24 protein-coding genes are annotated in these 23,992 nt (G+C 40.7%); 14 read left to right on the top strand and 10 right to left on the bottom strand.

The annotated features are described in order from the left end of the window. Positions 1-5: 5 nt before the first annotated feature. Positions 6-1,028 (bottom strand): homocysteine S-methyltransferase family protein, encoded by a 1,023-nt coding sequence (locus COR50_RS06035; protein ID WP_098193156.1) that lies wholly within the window; start codon positions 1,026-1,028, stop codon positions 6-8. A gap of 531 nt (positions 1,029-1,559) precedes the next feature. On the opposite strand from COR50_RS06035, the gene COR50_RS06030 reads away from it, so the two are divergent. Next, the gene (locus tag COR50_RS06030; RefSeq protein WP_098193155.1) at positions 1,560-1,763 is read left to right on the top strand and encodes a hypothetical protein; all 204 of its coding nucleotides are present in this window, start codon (positions 1,560-1,562) and stop codon (positions 1,761-1,763) included. Between the two features lie 77 nt (positions 1,764-1,840). On the opposite strand, the gene COR50_RS06025 is transcribed toward COR50_RS06030, so the two are convergent. Together COR50_RS06025 and radA are read right to left on the bottom strand one after the other, a co-directional pair. Continuing rightward, on the bottom strand, positions 1,841-2,503 hold the full coding sequence (locus COR50_RS06025) for a ComF family protein (RefSeq protein WP_157760647.1): 663 nt from the start codon (positions 2,501-2,503) through the stop codon (positions 1,841-1,843). A gap of 72 nt (positions 2,504-2,575) precedes the next feature. Next, complete coding sequence (gene radA / locus COR50_RS06020; RefSeq protein ID WP_098193153.1) at positions 2,576-3,952, bottom strand: DNA repair protein RadA; 1,377 nt, start codon at positions 3,950-3,952, stop codon at positions 2,576-2,578. 760 nt (positions 3,953-4,712) lie between these two features. On the opposite strand from radA, the gene COR50_RS06015 reads away from it, so the two are divergent. From COR50_RS06015 to pyrH, 8 genes are all read left to right on the top strand, one after another. Beyond that, entirely contained in the window at positions 4,713-5,402 is a 690-nt protein-coding gene (locus tag COR50_RS06015; RefSeq protein WP_098193152.1) for a zinc metallopeptidase, read from the top strand. A 255-nt stretch (positions 5,403-5,657) separates the two neighbouring features. Further along, entirely contained in the window at positions 5,658-8,696 is a 3,039-nt protein-coding gene (locus tag COR50_RS06010; RefSeq protein ID WP_098193151.1) for a SusC/RagA family TonB-linked outer membrane protein, read from the top strand. Positions 8,697-8,725: 29 nt separating this feature from the next. Beyond that, entirely contained in the window at positions 8,726-10,108 is a 1,383-nt protein-coding gene (locus tag COR50_RS06005; protein ID WP_098193150.1) for a RagB/SusD family nutrient uptake outer membrane protein, read from the top strand. Positions 10,109-10,397: 289 nt separating this feature from the next. Further along, positions 10,398-10,841, top strand: a complete 444-nt coding sequence (gene rplM / locus COR50_RS06000; RefSeq protein WP_098193149.1) for a 50S ribosomal protein L13 — start codon at positions 10,398-10,400, stop codon at positions 10,839-10,841. Between the two features lie 13 nt (positions 10,842-10,854). Then, positions 10,855-11,244 (top strand): 30S ribosomal protein S9, encoded by a 390-nt coding sequence (gene rpsI, locus COR50_RS05995; protein WP_098193148.1) that lies wholly within the window; start codon positions 10,855-10,857, stop codon positions 11,242-11,244. A gap of 83 nt (positions 11,245-11,327) precedes the next feature. Next, positions 11,328-12,269: a 30S ribosomal protein S2 gene (gene rpsB / locus COR50_RS05990; RefSeq protein WP_098193147.1), complete on the top strand. Its 942-nt coding sequence runs from the start codon at positions 11,328-11,330 to the stop codon at positions 12,267-12,269. Between the two features lie 152 nt (positions 12,270-12,421). Then, on the top strand, positions 12,422-13,246 hold the full coding sequence (gene tsf / locus COR50_RS05985; RefSeq protein ID WP_098193146.1) for a translation elongation factor Ts: 825 nt from the start codon (positions 12,422-12,424) through the stop codon (positions 13,244-13,246). 162 nt (positions 13,247-13,408) lie between these two features. Then, on the top strand, positions 13,409-14,122 hold the full coding sequence (gene pyrH, locus COR50_RS05980; RefSeq protein WP_098193145.1) for a UMP kinase: 714 nt from the start codon (positions 13,409-13,411) through the stop codon (positions 14,120-14,122). 78 nt (positions 14,123-14,200) lie between these two features. On the opposite strand, the gene COR50_RS05975 is transcribed toward pyrH, so the two are convergent. Beyond that, complete coding sequence (locus COR50_RS05975; protein ID WP_157760645.1) at positions 14,201-15,352, bottom strand: DUF3298 and DUF4163 domain-containing protein; 1,152 nt, start codon at positions 15,350-15,352, stop codon at positions 14,201-14,203. 102 nt (positions 15,353-15,454) lie between these two features. Between COR50_RS05975 and pdxH the strand changes: the two genes are divergently transcribed. Next, complete coding sequence (gene pdxH, locus COR50_RS05970; protein ID WP_098193143.1) at positions 15,455-16,102, top strand: pyridoxamine 5'-phosphate oxidase; 648 nt, start codon at positions 15,455-15,457, stop codon at positions 16,100-16,102. 82 nt (positions 16,103-16,184) lie between these two features. On the opposite strand, the gene COR50_RS05965 is transcribed toward pdxH, so the two are convergent. The 5 genes from COR50_RS05965 to COR50_RS05945 form a co-directional block, all read right to left on the bottom strand. Beyond that, a complete protein-coding gene (locus COR50_RS05965) occupies positions 16,185-16,298 on the bottom strand; it encodes a 30S ribosomal protein THX (RefSeq protein WP_098193142.1) in 114 nt (37 codons plus the stop codon). Positions 16,299-16,439: 141 nt separating this feature from the next. Continuing rightward, a complete protein-coding gene (locus COR50_RS05960; protein WP_098193141.1) occupies positions 16,440-16,709 on the bottom strand; it encodes an HU family DNA-binding protein in 270 nt (89 codons plus the stop codon). A 305-nt stretch (positions 16,710-17,014) separates the two neighbouring features. After that, positions 17,015-17,317 (bottom strand): DUF4286 family protein, encoded by a 303-nt coding sequence (locus tag COR50_RS05955; protein ID WP_098193140.1) that lies wholly within the window; start codon positions 17,315-17,317, stop codon positions 17,015-17,017. Between the two features lie 65 nt (positions 17,318-17,382). After that, the gene (locus COR50_RS05950; RefSeq protein WP_098196114.1) at positions 17,383-18,150 is read right to left on the bottom strand and encodes an exodeoxyribonuclease III; all 768 of its coding nucleotides are present in this window, start codon (positions 18,148-18,150) and stop codon (positions 17,383-17,385) included. Between the two features lie 100 nt (positions 18,151-18,250). Beyond that, positions 18,251-18,532: a hypothetical protein gene (locus COR50_RS05945; RefSeq protein ID WP_098193139.1), complete on the bottom strand. Its 282-nt coding sequence runs from the start codon at positions 18,530-18,532 to the stop codon at positions 18,251-18,253. A 317-nt stretch (positions 18,533-18,849) separates the two neighbouring features. On the opposite strand from COR50_RS05945, the gene COR50_RS05940 reads away from it, so the two are divergent. The 4 genes from COR50_RS05940 to COR50_RS22720 all read left to right on the top strand — a co-directional run bounded on the left by COR50_RS05940 (position 18,850) and on the right by COR50_RS22720 (position 23,322). Beyond that, positions 18,850-20,715: an ATP-binding protein gene (locus COR50_RS05940; protein ID WP_198405787.1), complete on the top strand. Its 1,866-nt coding sequence runs from the start codon at positions 18,850-18,852 to the stop codon at positions 20,713-20,715. Between the two features lie 1,444 nt (positions 20,716-22,159). Beyond that, on the top strand, positions 22,160-22,363 hold the full coding sequence (locus COR50_RS05935; protein WP_157760643.1) for a hypothetical protein: 204 nt from the start codon (positions 22,160-22,162) through the stop codon (positions 22,361-22,363). A 182-nt stretch (positions 22,364-22,545) separates the two neighbouring features. Further along, on the top strand, positions 22,546-22,743 hold the full coding sequence (locus tag COR50_RS05930; RefSeq protein WP_098193136.1) for a hypothetical protein: 198 nt from the start codon (positions 22,546-22,548) through the stop codon (positions 22,741-22,743). 84 nt (positions 22,744-22,827) lie between these two features. Then, positions 22,828-23,322: a CPBP family intramembrane glutamic endopeptidase gene (locus COR50_RS22720; RefSeq protein ID WP_098193135.1), complete on the top strand. Its 495-nt coding sequence runs from the start codon at positions 22,828-22,830 to the stop codon at positions 23,320-23,322. 172 nt (positions 23,323-23,494) lie between these two features. Here COR50_RS22720 and COR50_RS05920 read toward each other — a convergent pair whose 3' ends face one another. After that, the gene (locus COR50_RS05920) at positions 23,495-23,974 is read right to left on the bottom strand and encodes an SRPBCC family protein (protein WP_098193134.1); all 480 of its coding nucleotides are present in this window, start codon (positions 23,972-23,974) and stop codon (positions 23,495-23,497) included. Between the last annotated feature and the right edge of the window lie 18 nt (positions 23,975-23,992).

Genomic DNA, 23,992 nt, shown 5'->3' with positions numbered 1-23,992 from the left:
CCCTATTAAGCATTTACCAAAGAAGTCTCCGTAGCGGGTAAAGCCCTTGGAGCGATATTTTTCACATGTTCCGCGATATGGCGAATATGATCGGGAGTAGTTCCGCAGCATCCGCCGACGATATTAACAAAGCCGGAGCTGGCAAAGTCTTCCAGGATGCAGGCCGTATCTTCCGGTTCTTCATCGTATTCACCAAAAGCATTCGGCAAGCCGGCATTTGGATAGCAGCTCACGTAGCAATTGGCAATTTTAGCCAGCTCTGCAACGTAAGGACGCATTTGCTGTCCGCCTAAAGCGCAGTTTAACCCGATTGAGAAAGGTTTAGCATGCATCACGGAAATATAGAAAGCTTCCAGGGTTTGCCCACTTAATGTTCTTCCGGAGGCGTCCGTAATGGTGCCTGAAATCATTATGGGTAAAGGTTGGAGATTATTTTTCTTAAAGAAATTCTTGATGGCAAATATCGCTGCCTTGCAATTCAAGGTATCGAAGATCGTTTCAATCAGTAACAGGTCAGCGCCGCCATCAACCAAACCACGAATCTGTTCCATGTAAGCATCCACCACTTCATCGAAGGTTACGGAACGGAAGCCCGGGTTGTTTACATCTGGCGAAAGGGAAAGTGTTTTGTTGAGCGGCCCGATGGCTCCCGCTACAAACCTGGGTTTAGCAGGGTTCTTCGCGGTATATTCAGCCGCCACCTCCTTAGCGAGCTTTGCCGAGGCCAGGTTTAGCTCGTAAGCCAGGGCCTGTAAATCATAATCGGCCTGTGCAATTACGGTAGACGAAAACGTATTCGTCTCTATAATATCCGCCCCTGCCTCCAAGTATTCACGGTGAATGGCTTGGATGATTTGTGGCTGTGTAATACTTAAGATATCGCTATTACCTTTCAGTTCGATGTGATGGTTGGCAAATCTTGTTCCCCTGTAATCGGCTTCTTGGAGCTTGTAGCGTTGGATCATGGTACCCATGGCACCGTCAATTATAAGTATGCGCTCTTTCGCGCAATCGTAGATCGATTTCATGCTCAAACGTTTATTAGTTACTGTTAAAGGATGAAGCCCCCGGGTCGAACAATAAACAAATCCACCCTAGAGCGATGCAAAGATAGCAAACTCCCCGGTCAAAACGAAAGGGCATATAAAAGCCTATAATTTGATGACAATTCGATAAAATTCACATAAAGTTTACAAGCAGCTCCCCTTAAACCTCCCTAATTCAAGTTATTTTTACATCGTGAATGTTAGTACAGGAAAAGATTCCATTAAAAAGTTATCCAAATATTTTGAATACTCTATAAACCCTATTATATTTGTAGAGTATTAAACAAAACTGCTTTTTAGAGGTTGATATTATAGAAAATTGGTTTATAATTCAATACAATGGAGTCTATACCCTTACCCTGGTTGCTTCGCGGGGCATCCCGGTAAAAAATTAGGGACATTTATATTTTAACCCATTGATTTATAACCGCAAAGCATTAAATTGTATGTATCCCATGCAAATATCGATGCTGTTACAAAATTTCGAGTAATCATCTGTTTAAAGACCTTTATATGAGCATTCAAGAATACCTACAACAGCTCAAGGCAGACTTTGATAAATTCGGTTTACAAAGGGTTGCCGCGGAAGAGCCAGACACATTGACGAATCATACTTTCAAAGTATGCTTTATTAACAAGTTTGAACTCAGCAGCCGTCAAACGCTGTCGCAAGATATACAACCCGATTTATCGGCCACCCGAAAAGGTGAAAAATAAAATGCAACAACAATTGCGTATTCATAACGTGGAATAGTTACCGTAGACAGGTGCTTTCAAGCACCTGTATTTTTTATTCAAGCCGTTACGCCCAAGCAAACTATACTCAAAGCATCTACATATGGCAGCAAGGCTTGCGCAGCCGATTCCATAGTAGCACCCGTAGTTACCACATCATCGATTAACAATACATGTTTGCAGCTTGCCGTTCCCTGATCGCGTACTTCGAAGATACCTTCGACATTCTCCCAACGATCTACCCGCCCCTTCCGGGTTTGTGAATTGTTATAGGATTTTCTGCGCAAGTAATCAGCCATCAGGGGCAATTGCAATTTCAGCGCTAAACCCCGGGCCAATTCTTCTGCTTGATTATAGCCCCTAACTTTATACTTCTGGGGATGCAACGGCATCGGGACAATAGCATCAAATAGGATCGGGATACCCGCTTCCAGGAACTGCTCCCCCATGCATTTACCGAACCAAACCGCTAAATGAGGCGTCTCTTTATATTTAAACCGGTGTACTAACCGTTGCAAGATGGAGTCCTTATGATAATAATAAGTTGCAGCAGCCATTTTCAAATCCACCCTGCCGTAAAACATTTTGGCCACGGGATTTTCAGGCCAGTGAAGAAAATTAGTTGAAGGTAGTTTGCCGAAACAAGAAAGGCATAAATACCGTTCCGAATTAGTCAAGCTAAGGCCACAAGCCTCGCAGCAATGCGGGTAAAATAAATTCATCAAGTTGGTTAACATAACAATAGGGTACGAATTAGATCATACCCTGTGAATTTATGACTTTAGAACGGCATGTTAAAATAACAATTGGTATACCTCTTCTACCCTCCCGACAGGAACAATTTCTATCTTAAACTTGGAGAGGTTTAATCCCTTTTTATGGTATTTGGAAATAAAGATTTTTTCAAAGCCAAGTTTCTCCGCTTCCGCGATCCTTTGTTCAATACGGTTTACCGCGCGGATTTCCCCGCTTAATCCTACCTCCCCTGCAAAACAAACATGGTTCGAAAGCGGGATATCTTCATACGAAGAAAGCAATGAACAAAGAACGGCTAAATCGATCGAGGGATCTTCTACCCTTATTCCCCCGGCGATATTTAAAAATACGTCCTTCACACCGAAATGAAAGCCACCCCGTTTTTCCAACACGGCCAGCAACAATTGCAACCTACGCAAATCGAAACCCGTCGCCGTTCGTTGCGGGGTACCGTAAACGGATTGTGTGACCAAGGCCTGCACCTCGATCAACATCGGTCTTAACCCTTCAATAGTGGCCGCTATCGCGATCCCGCTCAGCTGGTCTTCCCTCTGGGATATTAATATCTCCGAAGGATTGCTCACTTGGCGCAAGCCATTGCCGGTCATTTCATAGATACCCAGTTCAGCCGTGGAGCCGAAACGATTTTTAATAGTTCGCAATATCCGGTATGCATAATGTTGATCTCCCTCGAACTGCAAAACGGTATCTACCATATGCTCCAAAACTTTTGGTCCGGCGATGGCTCCATCCTTGGTGATATGACCGATTATAAAAACGGGAACTTGTGATTCCTTCGCGAAACGTTGCAATTCAGCAGTTGTTTCCCTCACCTGGGAAACGCTGCCGGGAGCTGAATCGATCATGGGGGAATGAAGTGTTTGAATAGAGTCGACGATAACCAAGTTCGGTTGCAACTTTTTAATCTCTTGGAAAATTTCTTGGGTGGAGGTTTCCGTTAGCAGGTAGAAATCATCGTTCAAAATATTCAAGCGATCCGCCCGCATTTTTATTTGTTGTTCACTCTCTTCACCGCTTACATAAAGTATTTTAATTCCTTTTAAAGCCAGCGCATTCTGTAAGAACAAAGTTGATTTACCAATACCCGGTTCACCACCAACGAGGACGAGCGAACCTTCAACGATACCTCCACCAAGCACCCTATTCAATTCCGCATCAGGAGTGAGTATCCGCCTTTCTTCAGCACCTTCAACCGCCGACAATTGCACGATCTTCGTTTTAGCAACATGCGCCTCTTTGGAGTCTCTCCAATCATAATGCCTCGGGGAAATATCTTTTTGAATTTTTTCTTCGACGAATGTATTCCAACTATTACAAGAAGGACACTTACCGGTCCATTTTGCAGATTCATAACCACAAGCCTGGCAGAAGAAAGCCGTTTTAATTTTACTCATTGCATAAAAATAGGAAGATAAAATTATTCGAAGAGGGGATGTATTAAATGCCCCTTGGTAATAAAATAAAAAGTAAGTACAATTTTGTCAGTTTGGTAGTAGAAAAAAAAGTATGGAGAGTTTCTAGGTAGATAAAAATTAACCGGTTAATGAGAAAAGCTTGTAATCAAACTTTATTATTATCATCGTAAAAAATACTTAATCAATTTATTAGGAAAATTTTTTTGCGCAGAAATATTCTTTGGCAACAAAAGGTAAGTTTTATCAACTTGGGCTAAAATGAGAAAAGAGCCAACGGTTTTCACCGCTGACCCTTTCTACTTACTAACCCATTAAATTCAGGACTAAATTACTAAATGCGGTCAGAATAAAAAAGTTTATTTAATGGATGTGAATAACTTTTAAAGTATATCGCATTGCTACTGCCAGTAGGCTAGAAAGCCCTATCATAGCCCTTTTAAATTCAAAATTATTAGATGTAAGCGTACATAAATTATTGATAGATAGGAGAAGTGGGGAGCTTTACAATATATAAAATATGTTTAATATTAAACAAATAATATATATTTATTCAAGGGTTTAAAAAGCAGGAAAAATCTTCAAAAAATGACAAAATGACAGCAATATTTTTTTATTTTAGGTAAAGTGCTCCTTACCTGGCGACAAAAATACCATTCCCCGGCTATATTTGTTAAAAATTTCCCAATTGCCGGGTTTTGGAAGGCAATTTGATCGATTATCCTAAACTAAATAACAAGCTATGACACCAAGCGTAATGGTAATTTCCCTAATATTTGTAGGGATCAGCATGCTGGTTAGCTGGCGCCTTAAATCCAAATTCAACCAGTACAACCAGGTATTTCTTTCCAACGGTCTCACGGGAAGGGAAATTGCTGAGAAAATGTTGAGAGACAATAACATACACGATGTGCAGGTAAAATCATCGGAAGGCTTCCTTTCCGATCACTATAACCCGGCTAACAAAACGGTAAACCTGAGCCCCGATGTATATAATAACGCCACCATTGCCGCCGCTGCCGTAGCAGCCCATGAATGCGGTCACGCGGTGCAGCATGCAACGGCTTACCGCTGGCTCAATTTCAGGAGTAAGATGGTTCCCGTGGTACAATTCAGTTCCGGTATCGTGCAATGGGTGCTGCTGGCAGGTATTTTATTAATAAAGGCATTCCCGGTGCTACTATTGGCCGGAATTATCCTTTTTGGCTTGACCACCTTATTCTCTTTGATAACCTTGCCGGTAGAATTTGATGCTTCCAACCGTGCCTTGGCCTGGTTAAACAACACGTCAACTTTAAACAAAGGGGAACATGATAAGGCAAAGGACGCCTTGTGGTGGGCAGCGATGACCTACGTTGTAGCCGCAGTCTCCTCAGTCGCAATATTAATCCAATATATATTTATCTACCTGGGCGCCAGCCGAAGGGATTGACGATCAAGATAAATTTATTTCATAAAGCCCGGCCCGTCCAAATTAGGACGGGCCGGGCTTTTTTTTGAAAACTTATATATATTTTTGAATTTATAATAAAAAGAATTATTTACTTTGGTATCTCTAAACGCAGAATCCAGGATACCCTATGCATTAAAGAACATTAAAATCAGAGCAATTTAGCCCTAGCGAAACCAAATTCCCTTCTCAAAATTGGAAATCACTAATATTTACTCAATACCCTAAATTGTGTGTATGCGCATTATTCACCTTGCTATAATGGGACTAATACTACTATTCCCTATAGTAACTAGTGCTCAAATTAGAGCAGTCCACGGAAAGGTTACAGACTCGAGAGACAAAGCTCCTTTACCCGGTGTGACAATTAAAATAAAAGGAACACTAATCACCACGGTATCGAACATTCAAGGAGAATATTCAATGACTCTTCCTGAAAATGTAACAACTTTAGAGTTTTCCTTCATAGGCTATACTACTATGGAAGTTCCCATTCATGGCGATGAGATAAATGTATCATTAACCTTAAGTGAACGTAGCTTAAATGAAGTTTTGGTAGTCGGATATGGCACCCAAAAGAAAAGGGAGGCAACGGGCTCACTAGTCAAACTTAACACGGTAGACGTAGCGAATTACCCTGCTCCCAGTTTTGAATCAGCTATCCAGGGAAAGGCCGCTGGCGTGGTAGTTGAATCAAGTAGCGGCAAAGTTGGCCAAGCCATTAAAATCCGTATACGTGGGACTTCTTCGATTTCAGCAACGAGCCAACCATTGTACATAGTAGATGGGCAGCCAATCGTGTCTGGCAGCTTATCAGATATCAACAATGATCCGACAAACCCTTTGATCGATATTAACCCTTCAGATATTGAATCTGTTGAAATTTTAAAAGACGCTGCCGCTGCCGCGATATATGGAGCTAGGGCTTCAAACGGGGTAATCTTGATTACTACGAAAAAAGGGCGGCAGAACCAGAAAACTGTATTCTCCCTAGACTTGAGAAGTAGTTGGGGGAAACCAACCATGAAAAGAGGATTTCTAAACACCAAGGAATATGTAGAACTCTTAACTGAAGCTGCTGTCAATGACGCAAAAACAAGCTTTGAAAATGGGCAATACGGCACGATCGATGAAGCAATGGCAGTGTACGTTGGCAATGTTGAAAGTCTTTTCGATGATCTATCCCTTGGAACCGATTGGAAAAACCAAGAAGTTAATACCAATTGGGAAGATCAAGCATACAGAAAAGTAGCTAAAGGTCAAGGCGTAAACATATCAGCTACAGGTGGCAACGAGAAGACCAATTTTTATATTTCCGGTTACTATGATAAACTTGAAGCAATCGTTATACGGAATGAATTTCAAAGGTATGGCTCTCGCCTAAATATTGCACATCATCCTAACGACAAGGTACAATTTGGTGTGAATATGGCCATCAACCGATCAGAATTAAACAGGATAGCGAATGACAATAGCTATTCGACCCCAGGGCAGTTATTCGCGCAATCACCATTATCTCCAATCATAGATCCCACTTCCGGCCAATTAAACTCTACTACTCTTTATAGCAATGGCTTGATCGATGCAAAGTTAAATAGTGATGACCAAGTTACCTTCCGCATTTTAGGTAATGCATTTGGTGAGTTGAAAATCCAACCATGGATAAGTTTCCGTTCTGAGTTCGGAGCTGATATAAACCAGCTTACACAAGAATCCATTGCTGCTAAGGGCTCCATAGATGGTGGCGATAAAGGTTTGGGACAAGGAAGATATTCACAAGCGGTCGGTTATAATACTAATAATTACTTTACGTTTACACCGTTATTTAAGAATGCTAACCATTCGTTTAATGCTACTCTCGGTATGAGCTACCAACAAAATAACAGCTACAATACAACGGTTCAAGCAGAAAACTATCCTTCGAATGCCCTGAAATACCTTTCGGGAGCAACGAATATACTGTATGGAAGTTCCCCCCACAGTAAATATAATTTCATGTCTTATTTCTTGAGAGCCAATTATTCATTTGCCGGTAAATACCTGTTGGCCGCTAGCATCCGCAGGGATGGTTCTTCAAGGTTCGCTGAGAATAATAAGTATGGCAATTTTTATTCCGGATCAGCCGGCTGGTTAATTTCAGAAGAAAATTTTCTTAAAGAAGTGCCCTTTTTAAATATCCTAAAATTAAGAACCAGCTATGGAATAACAGGTAATGCGGAGATAGGAGAAGGAGCTTATTATAGTTTATACAGCGTGGCCAACTATCCGGATTACCCGGGTTATATGCCGATCCAAATTGGCAACCCTCATTTACATTGGGAAAAGACAGATCAGTATGATATAGGGTTAGAGTTTGGATTGATTCATAACCGTTTGTCAGGAGAAATTGATTACTACAATAAAAAAACTGCTGATTTGTTGCTAAATGTCAATATACCAGGCACCACCGGGTTTTCTACACTTCTTCAAAACGTTGGTAACATGACAAATAAAGGATTAGAAATTACGTTGAACTCTATAAACATAAATGGGGCATTCTATTGGACTACCAACTTCAATATCTCGTTCAATAAAAACAGGGTAAAGAATATAAAAGGGCAAATTATAGAAGATGGACAACAACGTGCAGTTGAAGGGCAGCCTATAGGAGTATTTTACATGCGTGAATATGCAGGTGCAGACCCTGAAACCGGCGTTGATACTTATATTGGCGACGATGGAAAGCCAACTATTGATTATGATGCAGCCCCAAGAAAAGTATTCGGCTATTCCAACCCAGACTTTACAGGTGGAATTACCAACACCTTTAATTTCAATGGGTTCGACCTAAGCGCATTCTTTATGTTTGTTTCCGGCAACAAGATTTACAACAGGGCTGGTATATACCAAGCTTCCGGTTTCAGTGGGGCATATGACAATCAACTTAAGGAAATATTAAATAGATGGCAAGAACCAGGAGATCATTCATATATCTCTAAATTATCATTTGAAAATGGTAATCTTTACAGGCCTTCCAGCCGCTATTTATATGATGGATCCTACATACGTTTGAAAAATATAACTTTGGGTTACAACCTTCCCAAGACAATTAGCAATAAATTGAAACTAAATAGTGCCCGCCTTTATGTTTCAGGCTATAATCTTTGGACTTCTACCAAGTATATCAGCGATCCCGAAGTCAATACCGAAGTTTTAGGCAACATTTCAGGAGGCATCGATTTTTATACAGTACCCCAAGCAAAGCAAATCCAAGTAGGCCTGAATGTGAAATTCTAGGTCTAGAAGTTATTTTAAATTAATCCATTATGAAATTATTTAAATCTAAACATATAATGGGAGCTTTCTTAATTACAATGGTATTTACTAATACTGCTTGTAATAAGAAATTGGAAGTCCTCCCTATTAATATGATCACACCGGATCAAATTCAAGATGATGAGGATATTTTTGCCATTTTAAGCGGGTGCTATAACTCATTCCAAAATTTTGATAGCTACGGTGAACGATTCTTTATCGTAGCAGATCTCTTGGCAAATGCCGGGCAAGTATACTGGGTTGGAAATTACCCTTCCTACAGGGATATTGAAGATAAAAAACAAATATCCGACAACGATCTAGCCGCAGGTATGTGGTTAAATAGTTACTCTATTATCTACAGCGCCAACACCGTATTAAAATATATAGACCTAGCAAATAATAACAATAAAACTGCTTACGAAGCCGAGGCCCGTTTTATCCGTGCGTTAGCATATTTTAACCTTGTGAATTTTTACAGCTTACCGTATTCAGATGGTAATGCAGCCTCAAATGAAGCTGTTCCATTGATTCTAAATGCCTACGAAGATTATCAAGAAACTAGGGATAAAGTAAGCCGTACTACTGTTGAGAAGGTATATAATCAAATCATTGATGATCTAACTTTTGCTGCAGAAACAGAAGATTTCGCAATTGCTAAAGGCAGGGGCAATAGGTACGCTGCTTACGCATATTTAGCCAAAGTTTATTTAAACCAGGGTAAATATGCCGAAGCTGCTAATGCAGCTAACAAAGCCGCAAGCACTAACTTCGTATTAAGCAAGAGCTTTGAATCCGAGTTTAACAACTCTGATCCGACCCCGGAAGACTTATTCGGTATTCTCCAATCATCCCAAAGCAATTCAGGTACTGCTAACAATGGTATACACACCCTGTTGGCACCTCATCCAGAAGGTCGAGGGGACATCCGCATCGATACTTCGTTATTAAATATATACGAAAATGGAGATGACAGAAAAGATTTCATAATTTGGGGAGCCGGGATTGCCGTACTAACTCAGGGGCTTTATACAAAGAAATATTTAGAATTATACCGCGTCATCCCCATCATCCGCTTAGCCGATGTACTCTTGATGAGAGCCGAAGCTAATTTGCGTAACAATTCCACCATAGGGGCTGATCCTTTAGACGATATTAACGCCGTAAGGGGACGAGCACATGCCAGTTTACTGGATGACGTTACTGCCGACGACGTTGTTGCAGAGCGTTTACGCGAGCTAGCTTTTGAAGGAGATCGCCTTTGGACCTTAAAACGCCTGAAGATGGATGTAGGTGATTACCCTTACAATGACCCGATGCTGGTATTGCCAGTTCCGCAAAGGGAACGTGATGCCAACGGTAACCTGAGCCAAAACGAAGGTTACAATGATTAATTGAATAATTATTTATATATATTTTTTCAAACAGCCACTCTTTCCGGGGTGGCTGTTTTTCATTTGTCCCATTCTCGATCGGCAGAAATAAGCTAATTTTGGGTTGAATATGCTCTTCCAAAGCCGGATTTTCAACTATGTTAATAACATTTTGTCAAAATTTTTATTGAAAATCAATTCATTGTAAAAGCCCCATGAAAAAAAGCCCCTAAATTTCATTGTTATATTACCAATACATATTAGCTTTGCGTTCCCTAATAAGCGGACAAAAAATTTATTCTATTAAGCGATGAATACTTTAAGTTTCAGAACAAAATCTGCTAACGAAGCTACAGTAAAGCGCGATTGGTACGTTGTAGACGCGACCAATATGACGTTAGGCAGAATGGCTGCAAGGATTGCGGCTATCTTAAGAGGTAAAAACAAACCTTATTATACTCCTCATACTGACTGTGGAGATTACGTAATCGTTATTAATGCCGACAAAATCGTTTTGACCGGTAACAAAATGAACGATAAGGAATACGAAAACTACTCCGGTTACCCAGGTGGTCGTAAAGTAGAGATCGCTAAAGATCTTTTACGTCGTCGTCCAATTGTACTGACAGAGAGAGCAGTGAAAGGTATGTTGCCTAAAAACCGTTTAGGCCGTGCGATGTACAAAAAATTATTTGTATATGCAGGTGCAGAACATCCACATGCAGCACAAAAACCACAGTCATTAACTTTCTAATTTTTTCTAATACATGGAAAAACAAAAAAATACTCTCGGTCGTCGTAAAGAAGCAGTTGCACGTGTTTACATGAGCAAAGGCAGTGGTAGCATTACCGTGAACGACAAGGACTATAAAACATACTTTCCCCTGGTTTACTTACAAAACCAAGTTGAAGCGCCGTTGAAAGCAATCGATGCTTTAGACAAATTCGACGTGAAAGTAACTGCTCAAGGTGGTGGTATTAAAGGTCAAGCTGAAGCTATTAAGTTAGGTATTGCCCGCGGTTTATGCGAAATCAACCCTGAATTCCGTCCTGTATTGAAAGCAGCCGGCTTCATGACCCGTGATCCTAGGGGCGTTGAACGTAAGAAACCAGGTAAAGCAAAAGCAAGAAGGAGCTTCCAGTTCTCTAAACGTTAATCTTTTAGCGAGGATCTTGACCGCGGCCTTTGCCCGGTCTTTATCACCTAATTATTACTGATATTTTAATTTCGAAATATAACATGGAAAATAATACCTCATTACAGCAGCAGTTACTGGAAGCCGGTGTACACTTTGGCCACTTGAAGAAAAAGTGGAATCCAAAAATGCTGCCTTATATTTTCGCAGAAAAGAAAGGTATTCACATCATAGACCTCAACAAAACTGTTGAAGGCTTACAAGATGCAGCTGCTGCATTGAAATCTATCGCTAAAAGCGGTAAGAAAATCATGTTCGTAGCTACTAAAAAACAAGCGAAAGAAATCGTTGCCGATGCCGCTAAACGCGTGAACATGCCTTACGTTACCGAAAGGTGGTTAGGTGGTATGTTGACTAACTTCGCAACGATCCGTAAGAGCGTGAAGAAAATGCAAAGCATTGAGAAGATGTTGACTGACGGAACTTTCGATAACATCACTAAAAAAGAACGTCTTACCTTAACCCGCGATAAAGAGAAAATGGAGAAAGTATTGGGCGGTATCGCTCAATTAGCTCGCGTTCCTGCTGCTCTTTTCATCGTGGATATCAGTCACGAACACATCGCTTTAGCTGAAGCTAAACGCTTGGGTATCGCTACTTTCGGTATGGTGGATACTAACTCCGACCCTACCAAGATCGACTTCCCTGTTCCTGCCAACGATGACGCTACTAAGTCTATCGCTATCATCACTAACTTCATCGCAGCTGCTATCGCTGAAGGTTTGTCTGAAAGAGCTAACGAGAAAATCGAAGATGTAGTTGAAGAAGAAGAATCAGATGCTAAACTGCGCAACTTCGATGTTGAAGGTGGTGAAGAATCTGAAGGTGGTAGAAAACCTCGCACTGGCGGCCCTGGTCGCGGTCAAGGTGGTAACCAACGTGGTGGTCAAGGTGCTGGCCGTGGCGGTCAACGCGGTGGTGGACAAGGCGGTGCTCGTCGCCCATCTAACGCCGGTGCTAACAAACGCCCAGGTGGTGGCCGTTAATCCTTAACGAACATACATCCTTTATAATATGTATAGTTAACAGTACTCCGTTGCCGCCGGTTATCCGGGTTTTCAGCAGCGTTGAACTGTTAACTTTACAGTTTCGGGCTTAGCCCATTTCCATTTTTAATCATTTAAACTCATTATATACCATGGCACAAATTACAGCGGCCGACGTAAACAAATTGCGTCAGCAAACAGGAGCTGGAATGATGGATTGTAGAAAAGCTTTAGTGGAAAGTGATGGTGATATCGAAAAAGCGATCGACTACCTGCGCAAAAAAGGTCAAAAAGTTGCTGCTTTACGTTCTGATCGTGAAACTAAAGAAGGTGTGGTAATTGCTAAAGTTAATGGTGACGCCTCTGCTGGTGTGATCCTTTGCTTGAGCTGTGAAACCGACTTCGTAGCTAAAAACGAAGATTTCGTGAACTTCGCTCAAACTTTGACTGATCTGGCTTTGACTTCAGGTGTTAAGACTTTGGATGAATTAAATGCTACCGCTTTCGATGGCGCTACCGTTGCTGATAAAGTAAACGAACAAGTGGCTAAAATCGGGGAAAAAGTAAACCTTAGCAAATTCGAAAGAGTTGAAGCTGCTGCCGTTACTGCCTATATTCACGGTAACTACCGCATGGGTGTGTTGGTTGGCTTCAACAATGCTGTAAACGAAGAAGTGGGTAAAGATGTAGCGATGCAAATCGCCGCTATGAACCCATTGGCTATCGATGCCGACAGCGTTCCTGCTGAAACGATCGCCCGCGAAAAAGAAATCGCGGTTGAACAAGTGAAAGCTGAAGGTAAACCTGCTGAAATGGCTGAGAAAATTGCTGCCGGTAAGGTGAACAAATTTTTGAAAGAAAACACCTTGCTTGCACAAGCTTTCGTGAAAGATGGCAACAAATCCGTTGCCGATTACTTGAAGTCTGTTGGTGCGGACCTTAAAGTAACCACTTTCAAACGTGTTGCATTAGGATAATAAATCCTCAAAATAAAAAAGGAGAGAAATTAACATTCTCTCCTTTTTTTTGCACTTATGACTCTTTTATCCCCATCTACTGATGGAGAACTGGAAAATTGACCCCATATTTGTATATTAGAAAAGAATTCGAGAAAATAATCTTACTATAATCAAAGCATCATGTTGCCAAAGTACAAACGTATCCTGCTAAAATTGAGTGGTGAATCTTTAATGGGAGAAAGTAATTACGGAATTGATCCGAAAGTTATCCAGCAATATGCTCAAGATATCAAGTCCGTAACTGACCTGGGCGTACAAGTAGCTGTCGTAATAGGCGGTGGCAACATTTACCGTGGAATGAACGAGGCAGAAACCGGTATTGAAAGGGCACAAGGAGACTATATGGGCATGCTCGCCACCGTGATTAACGGTATGGCCATGCAAAGTGGATTGGAAAAAATCGGTCTTTATACCCGCTTACAGTCTGCCATCAAAATGGAACAGATCGCGGAGCCTTATATCCGCCGCAGGGCCATCAGGCACCTTGAAAAAGGACGGGTAGTGATTTTCGGCGCCGGAACCGGTAATCCTTATTTTACTACGGATACGGCTGCTTCCCTTAGGGCCATCGAAATACAAGCCGATGTAATCCTGAAAGGCACCCGCGTAGATGGCATCTATACCGCCGACCCGGAAAAAGATAGCTCCGCCGTGAAATACGAAACCATCTCTTTCTCGGAAGTTTACCAAAAATCCTTAAACGTGATGGACATGACCGCTTTCACGCTTTGCCAGGAAAATAAACTCCCCATCATTGTATTTGACATGAATCGCCCCGGTAATTTACTACATGTTATCATGGGTAGAAATGTAGGTACCTTGGTACAAGCATAGGACTATTGAATATAAATGAAATTATAACGGCCATATCTGCTCGATATGGCCGTTATTTATATCGTGTGGAGTGTTTTTCTATTTAGGTAAATATTCAGCGTTTACAACGTCTTTTATTTCACTAAAAGGAACGAAAAGTGTTATTTGTCCATTGGCATACGCTGCAATCTCGTAAGGCGCATAGCTAAATAGGACGCCCCTATTGGTAAAGAAAAAATTATCATTCGGCTCGATCTTATTTTCAAATAAGACTGATTGTAGGGGTTCATTATCTTTCAACTTATATTTCGTTCTTACCGCTTTTGCCAATGCGTTGCCCAATGTGGCTTCAAATCCCGGTTTAAACACATCGGTAACTTCCAATTCCTTTTTCTTGGCGAGATCGAACATTTGATACCTTGAACTATGGTTCCCATGGGCGCCCCCTGTAAAGGCATAGATAAATCTTTCCAAGGCTAGGTAAGGGTAACTATTCCAAGCAACGAGCATCTTGGTTTGCTGATCCCAATTATAAGACATCCCCATGCCTTCGGATATCATACTGCTTAAACCCGTAGTATCATTCATCATCACGTAGCTGGCCTTGAAGGAATCAACATATTGCTGGGCATATTGAGCCGGATCAGTATAAACTTGCTTACAATCCAGGGAAGTAATTGAATCTCTCAAGAAATTCAGCGTAGCGGCATCTGCACCGGCAGCCGGCCATAAAACTGTTGCAGAAACGCGACCAATCGGAGATTTTTCTTTCCAACTCGGTACCAAGAGTACGGAGTCCGCTGCTACGGTGACAGCGAAAGAGATAGTCGAATCTTCTTTAGTTACCGTTAAATGAAATGGAAAAGATTTATTATCGCCGTGCCAAGTGCCTTCAAAAGTACCTTGGTCGTCAACTTTACCTTCGAAATATTGCGGGACTTCCCCGGCATCATCTTCATGCAATACCAGGTTACCGGTAGAGTCAACGCTACCCCAAATCTTTATGGGTTGGTTGATTTTATCATAACTATACCAGCCAGCATATTCCTTGCTGCCCGATTTCAATAACTCCATGGTAACCGCTGCGTCTGCAACTGTACCTTTCAAATGCTTAGAGAAATATGGATCTGTGGCCAATGCAATAGATTCCGTAGCTACATTACTCGAATCCCCGTTTTTCTTATTGGAGTTTTGCCCACATGAAAATAGCCCAATTGTAGCGGCTAGGAGCAGCAAACATTGTTTTTGCATAGAACAGCTATTAGGTACGCTACAAATATACCTAAACATTGGCAATCACTTGCACAATATAAAATTAAGATACCTTTGTAGATATGTAAAAACTCGAATGCCATGATCAATCCTAAAGTAGCGGATTTACGAAAAGATTACCGCAAGGCCTCGCTAGATGAGCAAGATATAGCACAAGACCCCTTTGTACAATTCGATACCTGGTGGCAAGAAGCCTTGAATGCAGGCGTTGATGAAGCCAATGCCATGACCTTATCGACAGTGTCGAAAGATGGCTTCCCGACTAGCCGTATCGTATTATTAAAAAGCTATGACCGGGATGGGTTCATTTTCTTCACGAATTATAGCAGTAAGAAAGGACAAAACATGGCTGAAAATCCGCATGTGGCCTTGCTATTCTTTTGGCGAGAGTTGGAGCGCCAAGTACGTGTAGAAGGTAGTGTTCGAAAAGTCAGCCCGCAGGATAGCGATATTTACTATAATAGCCGCCCGCTCGGTAGCCGTATCGGGGCGATTGCCTCGCCGCAGAGCCAAGTAATCCCCAACCGTGAATATTTAGAAGCTGCCGTAAGCAAATTAGAAGCTGAATATAAAGACCATGCGCCGCAGCGACCGGAACATTGGGGTGGATATATTGTTGTACCCGAATTGGTAGAATTTTGGCAAGGAAGGAGCAGTAGGTTACATGACAGGATTCAATATACTAAAGACGCGGGAGGAAAATGGCAACCAGTCCGCCTGGCGCCCTGAGAAATAGGTAAGATCAAGAAGAAATATGCATGAGAAAAAGCCGGGACCGGAAAGATGATTATACGGTACCCGGCTTTTTACGTTAAGCTTTAGCCTTAGCAGCCTTGGTAGCTTTCTTAAGTTTGGCAGGTCTTTTCTTTCCGAAAGAGCCTTTAGCGATTTTACCTCTCTTTGTTTTTACATCACCTTTTCCCATGATATAAGAATTTTAGAATAATGATAAAATATGCTGTCCATCATTAATGTTCTACTTTAGAGCGTCAGACAGCGGAATACAAAAATAAAAAAAGCAAGAAACAAAACTGTTCCTTGCTTAAATAAGTTGGGTTCCAACTGATTAAAGCTTGTCAGACAAAGCTTTACCAGCTTTGAATTTAGCCACTTTCTTAGCTTTGATCTTAATGATCTGGCCAGTTTGGGGGTTTCTACCGTTACGAGCTGCACGTTTAGAAACAGAGAAAGTACCGAAACCTACTAAAGTTACTTTACCACCTTTTTTCAAAGTGTCTGCAACTGCTTTAGTGAAAGAATCCAAAGCATCGTTAGCTTGGGTTTTAGTGATTTCAGCGTCTTTGGCAATTCTGTCGATCAATTCGGCTTTGTTCATAGTTAGTTAAGATTTAACTAGTGAGAAAATGTTTGATGTGAGCAAATATAGTACGTTTTACCAGATTACCAAATTTTTACAACCTTTTTTAATTACATTTTTATCGGCTGAAAAACCCTACAGGTAACGGTTACAGGCGATTGCCCCCACCCGCCCCGTGGAACGTAATCCGTGGAACATTTACTAAAACGCTGTACTACAGTGCGTTTTAGCTTATATTCTTGTAAACGTCGCTACAGCTTCAACTATTGTACCAAATTACAAAGCCCTTGAAAATAGTGAATTTCGTGTGGATAAATTCCGGGTTAAACGACCTGCATAACCGTCCTGAAGGCCACGAAATTGTCGCCCCACATATCGAAAGAGAGCTCCCTGAACTTGGCTGCATACTCCTGGAGGTAAGTTTGGTAGTTCTCGTAACTATCCGTGTAATACTGGACCGTGTACGTTGGCCCATCGGTGTCATCTTGCTCTAACAACCTGGACATCCTATAATCGTGGAATAAACCTGTATCGAGTATACCGGGGATATGAATTTCTTTCATCCAGATAAGCCAGTCCAAGTTTATTTCCGGGGATACCTTTATCGTAACGTTATAAATAATCATACAGTGCTACTGGAGCCTTTTAGCGTTCCTAACATTTTCATCCTTATTAATTGACATAATAATAATTAGGATGTTTTCAATTGTAAATATACGGGACAATGGTCGGAGTGCTTTACATCTTGCATGATGGAAGCGCCTACCAATTGGCTTTCCAGGGGATTTGTAACGTTGATATAATCAATGCGCCATCCCTTATTATTTGCCCTGGCATTGGCCCTAAAACTCCACCAGCTGTATTCATCTGGCTGCGGGTTGAATACGCGGAAGCTATCAACGAAGCCATTTTGGAAAAATTTATCCATCCAAGCCCTTTCTTCCGGCAGGAAGCCTGATGAGTTTTTATTTGATACCGGGTTATGAATATCGATTGCTTTATGGGCGATATTATAGTCTCCGCATACAACCAATTTGGGCCGGGCCGTTTTCAACTCGTCCAGGTAGCCGTAAAATTCCTCTAACCATTGGTATTTATAAGTTTGCCGCTCATCCCCCGAGGTGCCGGAAGGGAAATAAGCATTTACCAGGGTGATATCTTCAAAATCCAGCCTGATGACGCGGCCTTCCGCATCGCTTTGCATATAACCATTCCCGTACTGAACGAAACTAGGTGTCATCTTGGTTAACACGGCTACCCCGCTGTATCCCTTTTTCTGGGCAGGATACCAATAGTCGTTATACCCGAGGGCCTCGAACTGTTTAAAGTCAACATTTTCACGGTGAGCCTTCACTTCTTGCAGGCAAATAATATCAGCCGGATTGGTTGCTAACCAATCAACAAAGCCCTTATTCATTGCAGATCTCAGGCCATTCACATTATAGGTGATGATTCTCATATCCAGTATTTCAAACAAAAATAAGGAATTGTCCGGGTATAGTAACATAGAAAGGGGCGCCTCGATGGGGCGCCCCTAATTACAAAATATCCTGTTACGCTTACAAGCTAAGGCCCCCTAAAAGGTTGTTTAAAGTGCCTGAAAGCGTACTTAATAAATTACCAACAACCGGCAAACCGGAGCCAATATCGACACCGCCGCCGCCATTGTTACCACCACCTAAACCGACACCACCTAGTAAATCACCGATAGCGTTCAAATCTAAAGAAAGGGTCAGTACACCATTGTTGTTTGCAAGGTTTAAGAAACCGCCGTTAATATCCTGAAGATCATTGATGGCTAGTTCTTGGCAGCCGAACTGCTGCAATTGTAAATTTTCCATATATGTTATAGTTTAAGACATGATTAAATAAAAGACCTCCGGCCATATTAACCGAAGATTAAACTTTTGTTAAGGGACAATAGCAAGCGGGTTAATTATACCCCTGTTTTTTTAAGAATTGCTTAGTTTTAAAGCTAGAAATGAAAGTTAAGTAAGTGCAGCCAGATAGACGCCGTTCATTTTATTCATTTTGCCAAACAGTTACTATAACTATTCATTCTATACAAAATGGAGAGAAATTTCTTAGATTGTAATAAAAGTTGGCATCTTTTCTGCCATAAGGGGTAACTGGCAATTTCTTGTTTTATTGAATGTTTATGATGAAAACATTAAGCATCGCTTTAATATATCTATGTACCCTTTTACCAACCGCACCCTCAAAGTCCCAGGTAAAAACATATTTATCGCCGGAAGAAAGCGTCAATGATAGCACGAAGCTGGTTGACCATTATAATTTTCTTGCATCCAAATATGCAACGATTCAACTAGACTCTTCATATTACTACTGTTCATTGGCTAAAAACTTGGCTGACCGTATCGATTATACGAAAGGTAAAGGCATGGCCATGCATAATATCGGTATATACCATACTTTGCGTAACAATTGGATATCTGCCGCCAACTATTACGCCCAAGCCCTCGATCAATTTGAGGAAACCGGGGATACCGAAAATACGGTCATCACCATGTCCGACATCGCCTCTTCCTATTATTTCTATCAAAACAGGGAGGAAGAAGCCATCTACTTTTTCCGCGAAGCCATTAGGCGGGGCGCCCACCTAGCGAAAGATTCCGTGAATGCTTACGCCTGGATCAATTATTACAGCATCCTACAGAAAGATAGCACCAAGCTCGATTCTGCAAAGTTAGCGCTAGAAGAAGCCAAGAGGATAGCCCTGAAATACCACGACCAAAGAATCATCTTGTATACCGAGTTAATTGAAGCCACGCATGAATTTGATACGCTACGCTGGCAAGCAGGTGAAAAAAAATTCATCTCACTCGCTGATTCTGCCATCGCGATGCGGGATCATTACCTGGCCATTCAAGCCTATTGCACGGTATGCCAGCTACTGTACCCGGTAGTTCCGGACACCGCGATCAAGTTCTACCAAAAAGCATATGACCTCGGCCTTGAATCAGGTTACTTCGAAGCCTTAACCGACGTGGCCTACTCCCTTTTTTCACATTATATGAAGCACGGGCAGGAAGACAAGGCATTACAATTGGCAGATACATTTATTAACAATGCCCACAGGGCGGAGCAATTAAAAAAAGAGCAACGGCATTTCAACCTCGAATATTTATTAAAAAATTCGGAGAATACCAACGAGACCTTGGCAAACAATAATAGGAAACTAGCGCTATCTGTTATGGTGATCTTGGCAGTATTCCTAATTATCATAACATTTATTTTTTACAGCTCTTACCGTAAGGCCAGGCAGTACGCCATCCTGATGAAAAATAAAAACGACGAGATAACAGAAAAGAATAAGCAACTAAATAATGAGGCGGAGTTTAAAAACAAGCTATTATCCATTATAGCACACGATTTTAGAACACCCCTCGCGAATATCATACAGTTGGCAGCCGTACATAAGGATCAACCGTTTGACAATGCTTCCCTCGGCATGATGCTCGACGCTATTTCTACGACATCCCAAACCACCTTGGATTTGTTTGAAAATACGCTCCGGTGGATTAAATCCCAACTACCTGGCTTTATTTATCAACCCGTACCATTATCAGTTAATATTTTGATAGATAGCGCGGTAGATTTATACAATGATGAAATCCGGCAAAAACATCTACAGCTCCGGGAGAATATTAGTCCGGAAACCGGCATTTTAGCCGATAAAGAGATGGTTCAATTCGTGAATAGGAACCTCATCCACAACGCAATTAAATTCTCGCCGCAGAATGGTAGTATCGAAATCAATACCGCTCAAAATGAAGGCAAAGTGTCGATATCGATAAAAAACACCGGGTTTCAATTAAACGGGGAGCAGCTCGGGCATCTCTTCGAGATACAGGGAGATTCGGCTTCCCGGAATAACCAGTTTAAAGGGGCCGGTGTGGCCCTGATAATATGCAAAGACTTTATTGAGAAGATGGGCGGTACCATCAACGCTTTCCGTGAAGGCGATTTTACCGTTTTCCAATATGAATTACCCGGCGCATAATAAATTAACCCGGCGGAACCAGCTATTGAAGCAACAGGACATATTAAAATGAACAGTATATTAGATTTCCGTACCTGAATGAACAAAATGAATAAGATCCGTGTATCTTAATTCCCTATCTTTACTTTAAATCAATTGCAATCAATCTCTCTTCATGATTGCTGGGGCGCATAAAAGCAGTATTTAATTTGTATTGGCCTACAAATAATCTTAGTGAATAGATTACCAAACTCTTTAAATGGTTTCTTATGATAACCAACTGTTACATTGCAACAAAAAAGCAAAAATTAGATGCGCTAAAGACAATTTTCCTTATTGCACCCATTTATCTAAAATCATTTTCCAGGAATTATTAGCTGGCCGGCTTATTGGTATACGGTTAATTATCCTAACTAAGTTCGCATTAGTATAATAGTAAAGGAAAGGCTATATATTTTGGGGATTGGATGAACATTATTCATTGTGCTTCATTATGAGGTATGAATAAGTTCGATAGCATAGAGCGGAGATATATGTCTATATATTTCCTTAACAAATGCGATCCATTTTTCTAAAAAGAATATCGTTGACCTTGGATTAAATTATGCGGCAGTAATTAACATTGCAACTAACAGAAGTAATTAACATTGCTACTAACAATTAACGCTCCGAAAGCGTACGATGCTGTATAACAGTCTTGTCATTTTACAGTTTAATACATCATCGTAGCACATTATCCTAAAGTGGGGTTATAATCGGATGATATAAAATCGACCTATATCTATAGGTTGATCCTTTCAGAATCTTTATTAGTTAACCCGTATTGAGGACTGCAATACATAAATATTCTAGATCGTGTATAAACATATTCGTTCCCCGCCCGCGCGGCAATCAAACATACTTCTATTGACCATTCAACACAATTGTCCAACTAAAACTTGATACTAATTGGTTGTATCGACTTATAGGGAAGCGCTATAGGCTGTAAAAGTCACTTGTACTCCTATAGGGGATTATCCATTAATAATGTGGATGTCCAAGTAACATTGAGGATGTTCAAGTAACATTGAGGATGTTTCAAGTAATAATGGAGATGTTCAAAAAATGGCGATCCGAAGCTTGTTAACACAGCAAAACAAAGCTTCGCCGGGCAATTTAATGTGTAAATGCTTTGGCCAATATCATAACGCTTTGTAAGCGTTCCCTATCTGTAGACAGAAAGTGTATGCGGTGGGGCAAAAGCAATTTGCCCAAATATCTATAGGGATTAGTTTTAGTAGGACTACTGATAATATTGTATTGTGCGAGATCGATACGTGATCGATACGTGATCAAAAGTTATGCATATCTCTCATTATTTGAGCTACTATATCGAATATCCTTTGTTTGTTAATCCTAGCAATCCATGCATGTAGCGATTCTTAAAACGCATTGAGGCATGCATGGATGCTATAAATCAGTTATCATGAAACATATTTCAATGAGCTCTTTCGACAATCCGGGTTTGCTACCCTTAACTATTGCAGAAATGAAAAATACCTCGGGAGGGAAATTTCCCAGCATTTTAAAACGGTTAACCTTCGCCGCCTTAGTTACCTGGACAATTGAAAACTGGACAGATATTAAAAAAGGGGTCAATGACGGTTGGGATGCTGATCATTGGGAATAATATAGATGCCATTCTCGATTATTGAATGCATAAATATTGTGCCTACGCTCTTTATATTATAAATACAATAAAGAACTAGGATCGGCAAAATTGAGCTGAGAATTTATGCATTATCATATTACTATTATATCATCATAACAGTAAAAACTATTAATTAACATGCACCATAAATTTAAAACATTATGAAGATTGAAAAATATAACTGTACGCCCCTTACAGCGGAAGAAGCCGTTAACATTAATGCGGGAGCCACACCTAACAGCGATAGCAACTTTGCTTATGATGTCGCTTTCATAGTTGGCAGGATATGTAAAGGATATTGGGAATTTATCAAGGCAAATAGACGGGAAGGGTTACCGAATGCTTCCACTTACAAGTAAGGGTTGCAGCAAGGGAGCATGTTGTTCCTGTAAAGGTTCATAAATAAAACAATTAGGCCTTCCATTTGTAAATAAAGCTAATAAATGCTGTCTATGAGTAAAACATATTCCCAGTTATCGATGCGAATAGAAAGGTTATCGAATTGGAAACGGATTCTCATACTTTACTTCTTAATGATCGTGATGACATATTCGTTATTAGCAATCATACCAGGAAATAAAGAATATAGGGCTGAACAGTTTATTTACTTTAAGAATACCTGGGAACGGTTTCTCTATGTTATATTTCTCGGGCCATTAATAGAAACAATGTTTTTCCAATACGCGTTGATAGAGTTATTTCAAACCTGGATAAAGAAAATATACTGGTCGATAATATTATCAGCTTTCGCATTCTCAGTATCACACTTAGGGTTTAGCAGGTATATGATTGTATATTTTCTCGCGGGATTGATTCTCGGTTTTTGCTATTCCCTAAAAAATAGCATTTGGATGAAAATTGGCAGCACATTTATCGTGCATGCAATGGTTAATCTAACAACGTTTGTAATTCAACAAATTTTAATGTCTAAGCATTAAGATCCATTCATTTTTATTTGTTGAAAGCAATACAACTTTTCCTGTTAAGCGGTCACATCATAACAAACAACAGCTTTAATTTGAAGATTTAAAGATGCATCTTCATTCTTGTTTGATGCTAGATGGATGGAAATTCAAATTAAGTTTTAAAACGGTGGGTATAATCTTATACCTACTTATTAACTATATCTGCTGGAAATATTTCCTCTACGCGCTGCCGCCTGTAAGAAAATATATCTTGTAATTGACGTTGCACGAATAAGTTATTTGCTAAACGACCGAGCCAACCGAGGGGCAACTTATAATGAACGATATCTATCATCTCCGTTCCCCCATCATTAGCTACAAATCGATGTTCATGATGCCAAAATGAATAAGGGCCGGATTGCTGTACATCTATAAAATATTCATGTTCCTTAACCTGGGAAATAATAGTTACCCATTTCATGGGTATACCCAATACAGGCTTCACTTTATAGGTAATCAACTGGCCAGCGTAAATACCATTCGTATGCAATTGAGATATAATCTTGAAATTCATATACTGCGGTGTAATTAGCTGGAGGTTTCCGGGATTTGAAAAAAACTCCCAGGCCTGCTCAATGCCGGTAGGCAACTGTTGAGTTGATCGTATAGAATATAACTTACCCATAGTCCATTCTTTATGTAA

Origin of the sequence: Chitinophaga caeni (genome assembly GCF_002557795.1) — a bacterium.
Lineage (GTDB): Bacteria > Bacteroidota > Bacteroidia > Chitinophagales > Chitinophagaceae > Chitinophaga > Chitinophaga caeni.
This window is presented reverse-complemented; position numbering and strand designations above follow the sequence as displayed.

Excerpts from the sequence above, each read along its gene's own strand:
- COR50_RS05950 (WP_098196114.1), bottom strand. The coding sequence starts at position 18,150 with ATGAGAATCATCACCTATAATGTGAATGGCCTGAGATCTGCAATGAAT.
- COR50_RS05960 (WP_098193141.1), bottom strand. The coding sequence starts at position 16,709 with ATGAACAAAGCCGAATTGATCGACAGAATTGCCAAAGACGCTGAAATC.
- rpsB (WP_098193147.1), top strand. The coding sequence starts at position 11,328 with ATGGAAAATAATACCTCATTACAGCAGCAGTTACTGGAAGCCGGTGTA.
- COR50_RS05930 (WP_098193136.1), top strand. The coding sequence starts at position 22,546 with ATGAAGATTGAAAAATATAACTGTACGCCCCTTACAGCGGAAGAAGCC.
- COR50_RS06005 (WP_098193150.1), top strand. The coding sequence starts at position 8,726 with ATGAAATTATTTAAATCTAAACATATAATGGGAGCTTTCTTAATTACA.
- COR50_RS06030 (WP_098193155.1), top strand. The coding sequence starts at position 1,560 with ATGAGCATTCAAGAATACCTACAACAGCTCAAGGCAGACTTTGATAAA.
- COR50_RS05975 (WP_157760645.1), bottom strand. The coding sequence starts at position 15,352 with ATGCAAAAACAATGTTTGCTGCTCCTAGCCGCTACAATTGGGCTATTT.
- rpsI (WP_098193148.1), top strand. The coding sequence starts at position 10,855 with ATGGAAAAACAAAAAAATACTCTCGGTCGTCGTAAAGAAGCAGTTGCA.
- pyrH (WP_098193145.1), top strand. The coding sequence starts at position 13,409 with ATGTTGCCAAAGTACAAACGTATCCTGCTAAAATTGAGTGGTGAATCT.
- tsf (WP_098193146.1), top strand. The coding sequence starts at position 12,422 with ATGGCACAAATTACAGCGGCCGACGTAAACAAATTGCGTCAGCAAACA.
- COR50_RS05965 (WP_098193142.1), bottom strand. The coding sequence starts at position 16,298 with ATGGGAAAAGGTGATGTAAAAACAAAGAGAGGTAAAATCGCTAAAGGC.
- radA (WP_098193153.1), bottom strand. The coding sequence starts at position 3,952 with ATGAGTAAAATTAAAACGGCTTTCTTCTGCCAGGCTTGTGGTTATGAA.
- pdxH (WP_098193143.1), top strand. The coding sequence starts at position 15,455 with ATGATCAATCCTAAAGTAGCGGATTTACGAAAAGATTACCGCAAGGCC.
- COR50_RS05940 (WP_198405787.1), top strand. The coding sequence starts at position 18,850 with ATGATGAAAACATTAAGCATCGCTTTAATATATCTATGTACCCTTTTA.
- COR50_RS05945 (WP_098193139.1), bottom strand. The coding sequence starts at position 18,532 with ATGGAAAATTTACAATTGCAGCAGTTCGGCTGCCAAGAACTAGCCATC.
- COR50_RS05935 (WP_157760643.1), top strand. The coding sequence starts at position 22,160 with ATGAAACATATTTCAATGAGCTCTTTCGACAATCCGGGTTTGCTACCC.
- COR50_RS05955 (WP_098193140.1), bottom strand. The coding sequence starts at position 17,317 with ATGATTATTTATAACGTTACGATAAAGGTATCCCCGGAAATAAACTTG.
- COR50_RS06035 (WP_098193156.1), bottom strand. The coding sequence starts at position 1,028 with ATGAAATCGATCTACGATTGCGCGAAAGAGCGCATACTTATAATTGAC.
- COR50_RS22720 (WP_098193135.1), top strand. The coding sequence starts at position 22,828 with ATGCTGTCTATGAGTAAAACATATTCCCAGTTATCGATGCGAATAGAA.
- COR50_RS06025 (WP_157760647.1), bottom strand. The coding sequence starts at position 2,503 with ATGAATTTATTTTACCCGCATTGCTGCGAGGCTTGTGGCCTTAGCTTG.
- COR50_RS05920 (WP_098193134.1), bottom strand. The coding sequence starts at position 23,974 with ATGGGTAAGTTATATTCTATACGATCAACTCAACAGTTGCCTACCGGC.
- COR50_RS06010 (WP_098193151.1), top strand. The coding sequence starts at position 5,658 with ATGCGCATTATTCACCTTGCTATAATGGGACTAATACTACTATTCCCT.
- rplM (WP_098193149.1), top strand. The coding sequence starts at position 10,398 with ATGAATACTTTAAGTTTCAGAACAAAATCTGCTAACGAAGCTACAGTA.
- COR50_RS06015 (WP_098193152.1), top strand. The coding sequence starts at position 4,713 with ATGACACCAAGCGTAATGGTAATTTCCCTAATATTTGTAGGGATCAGC.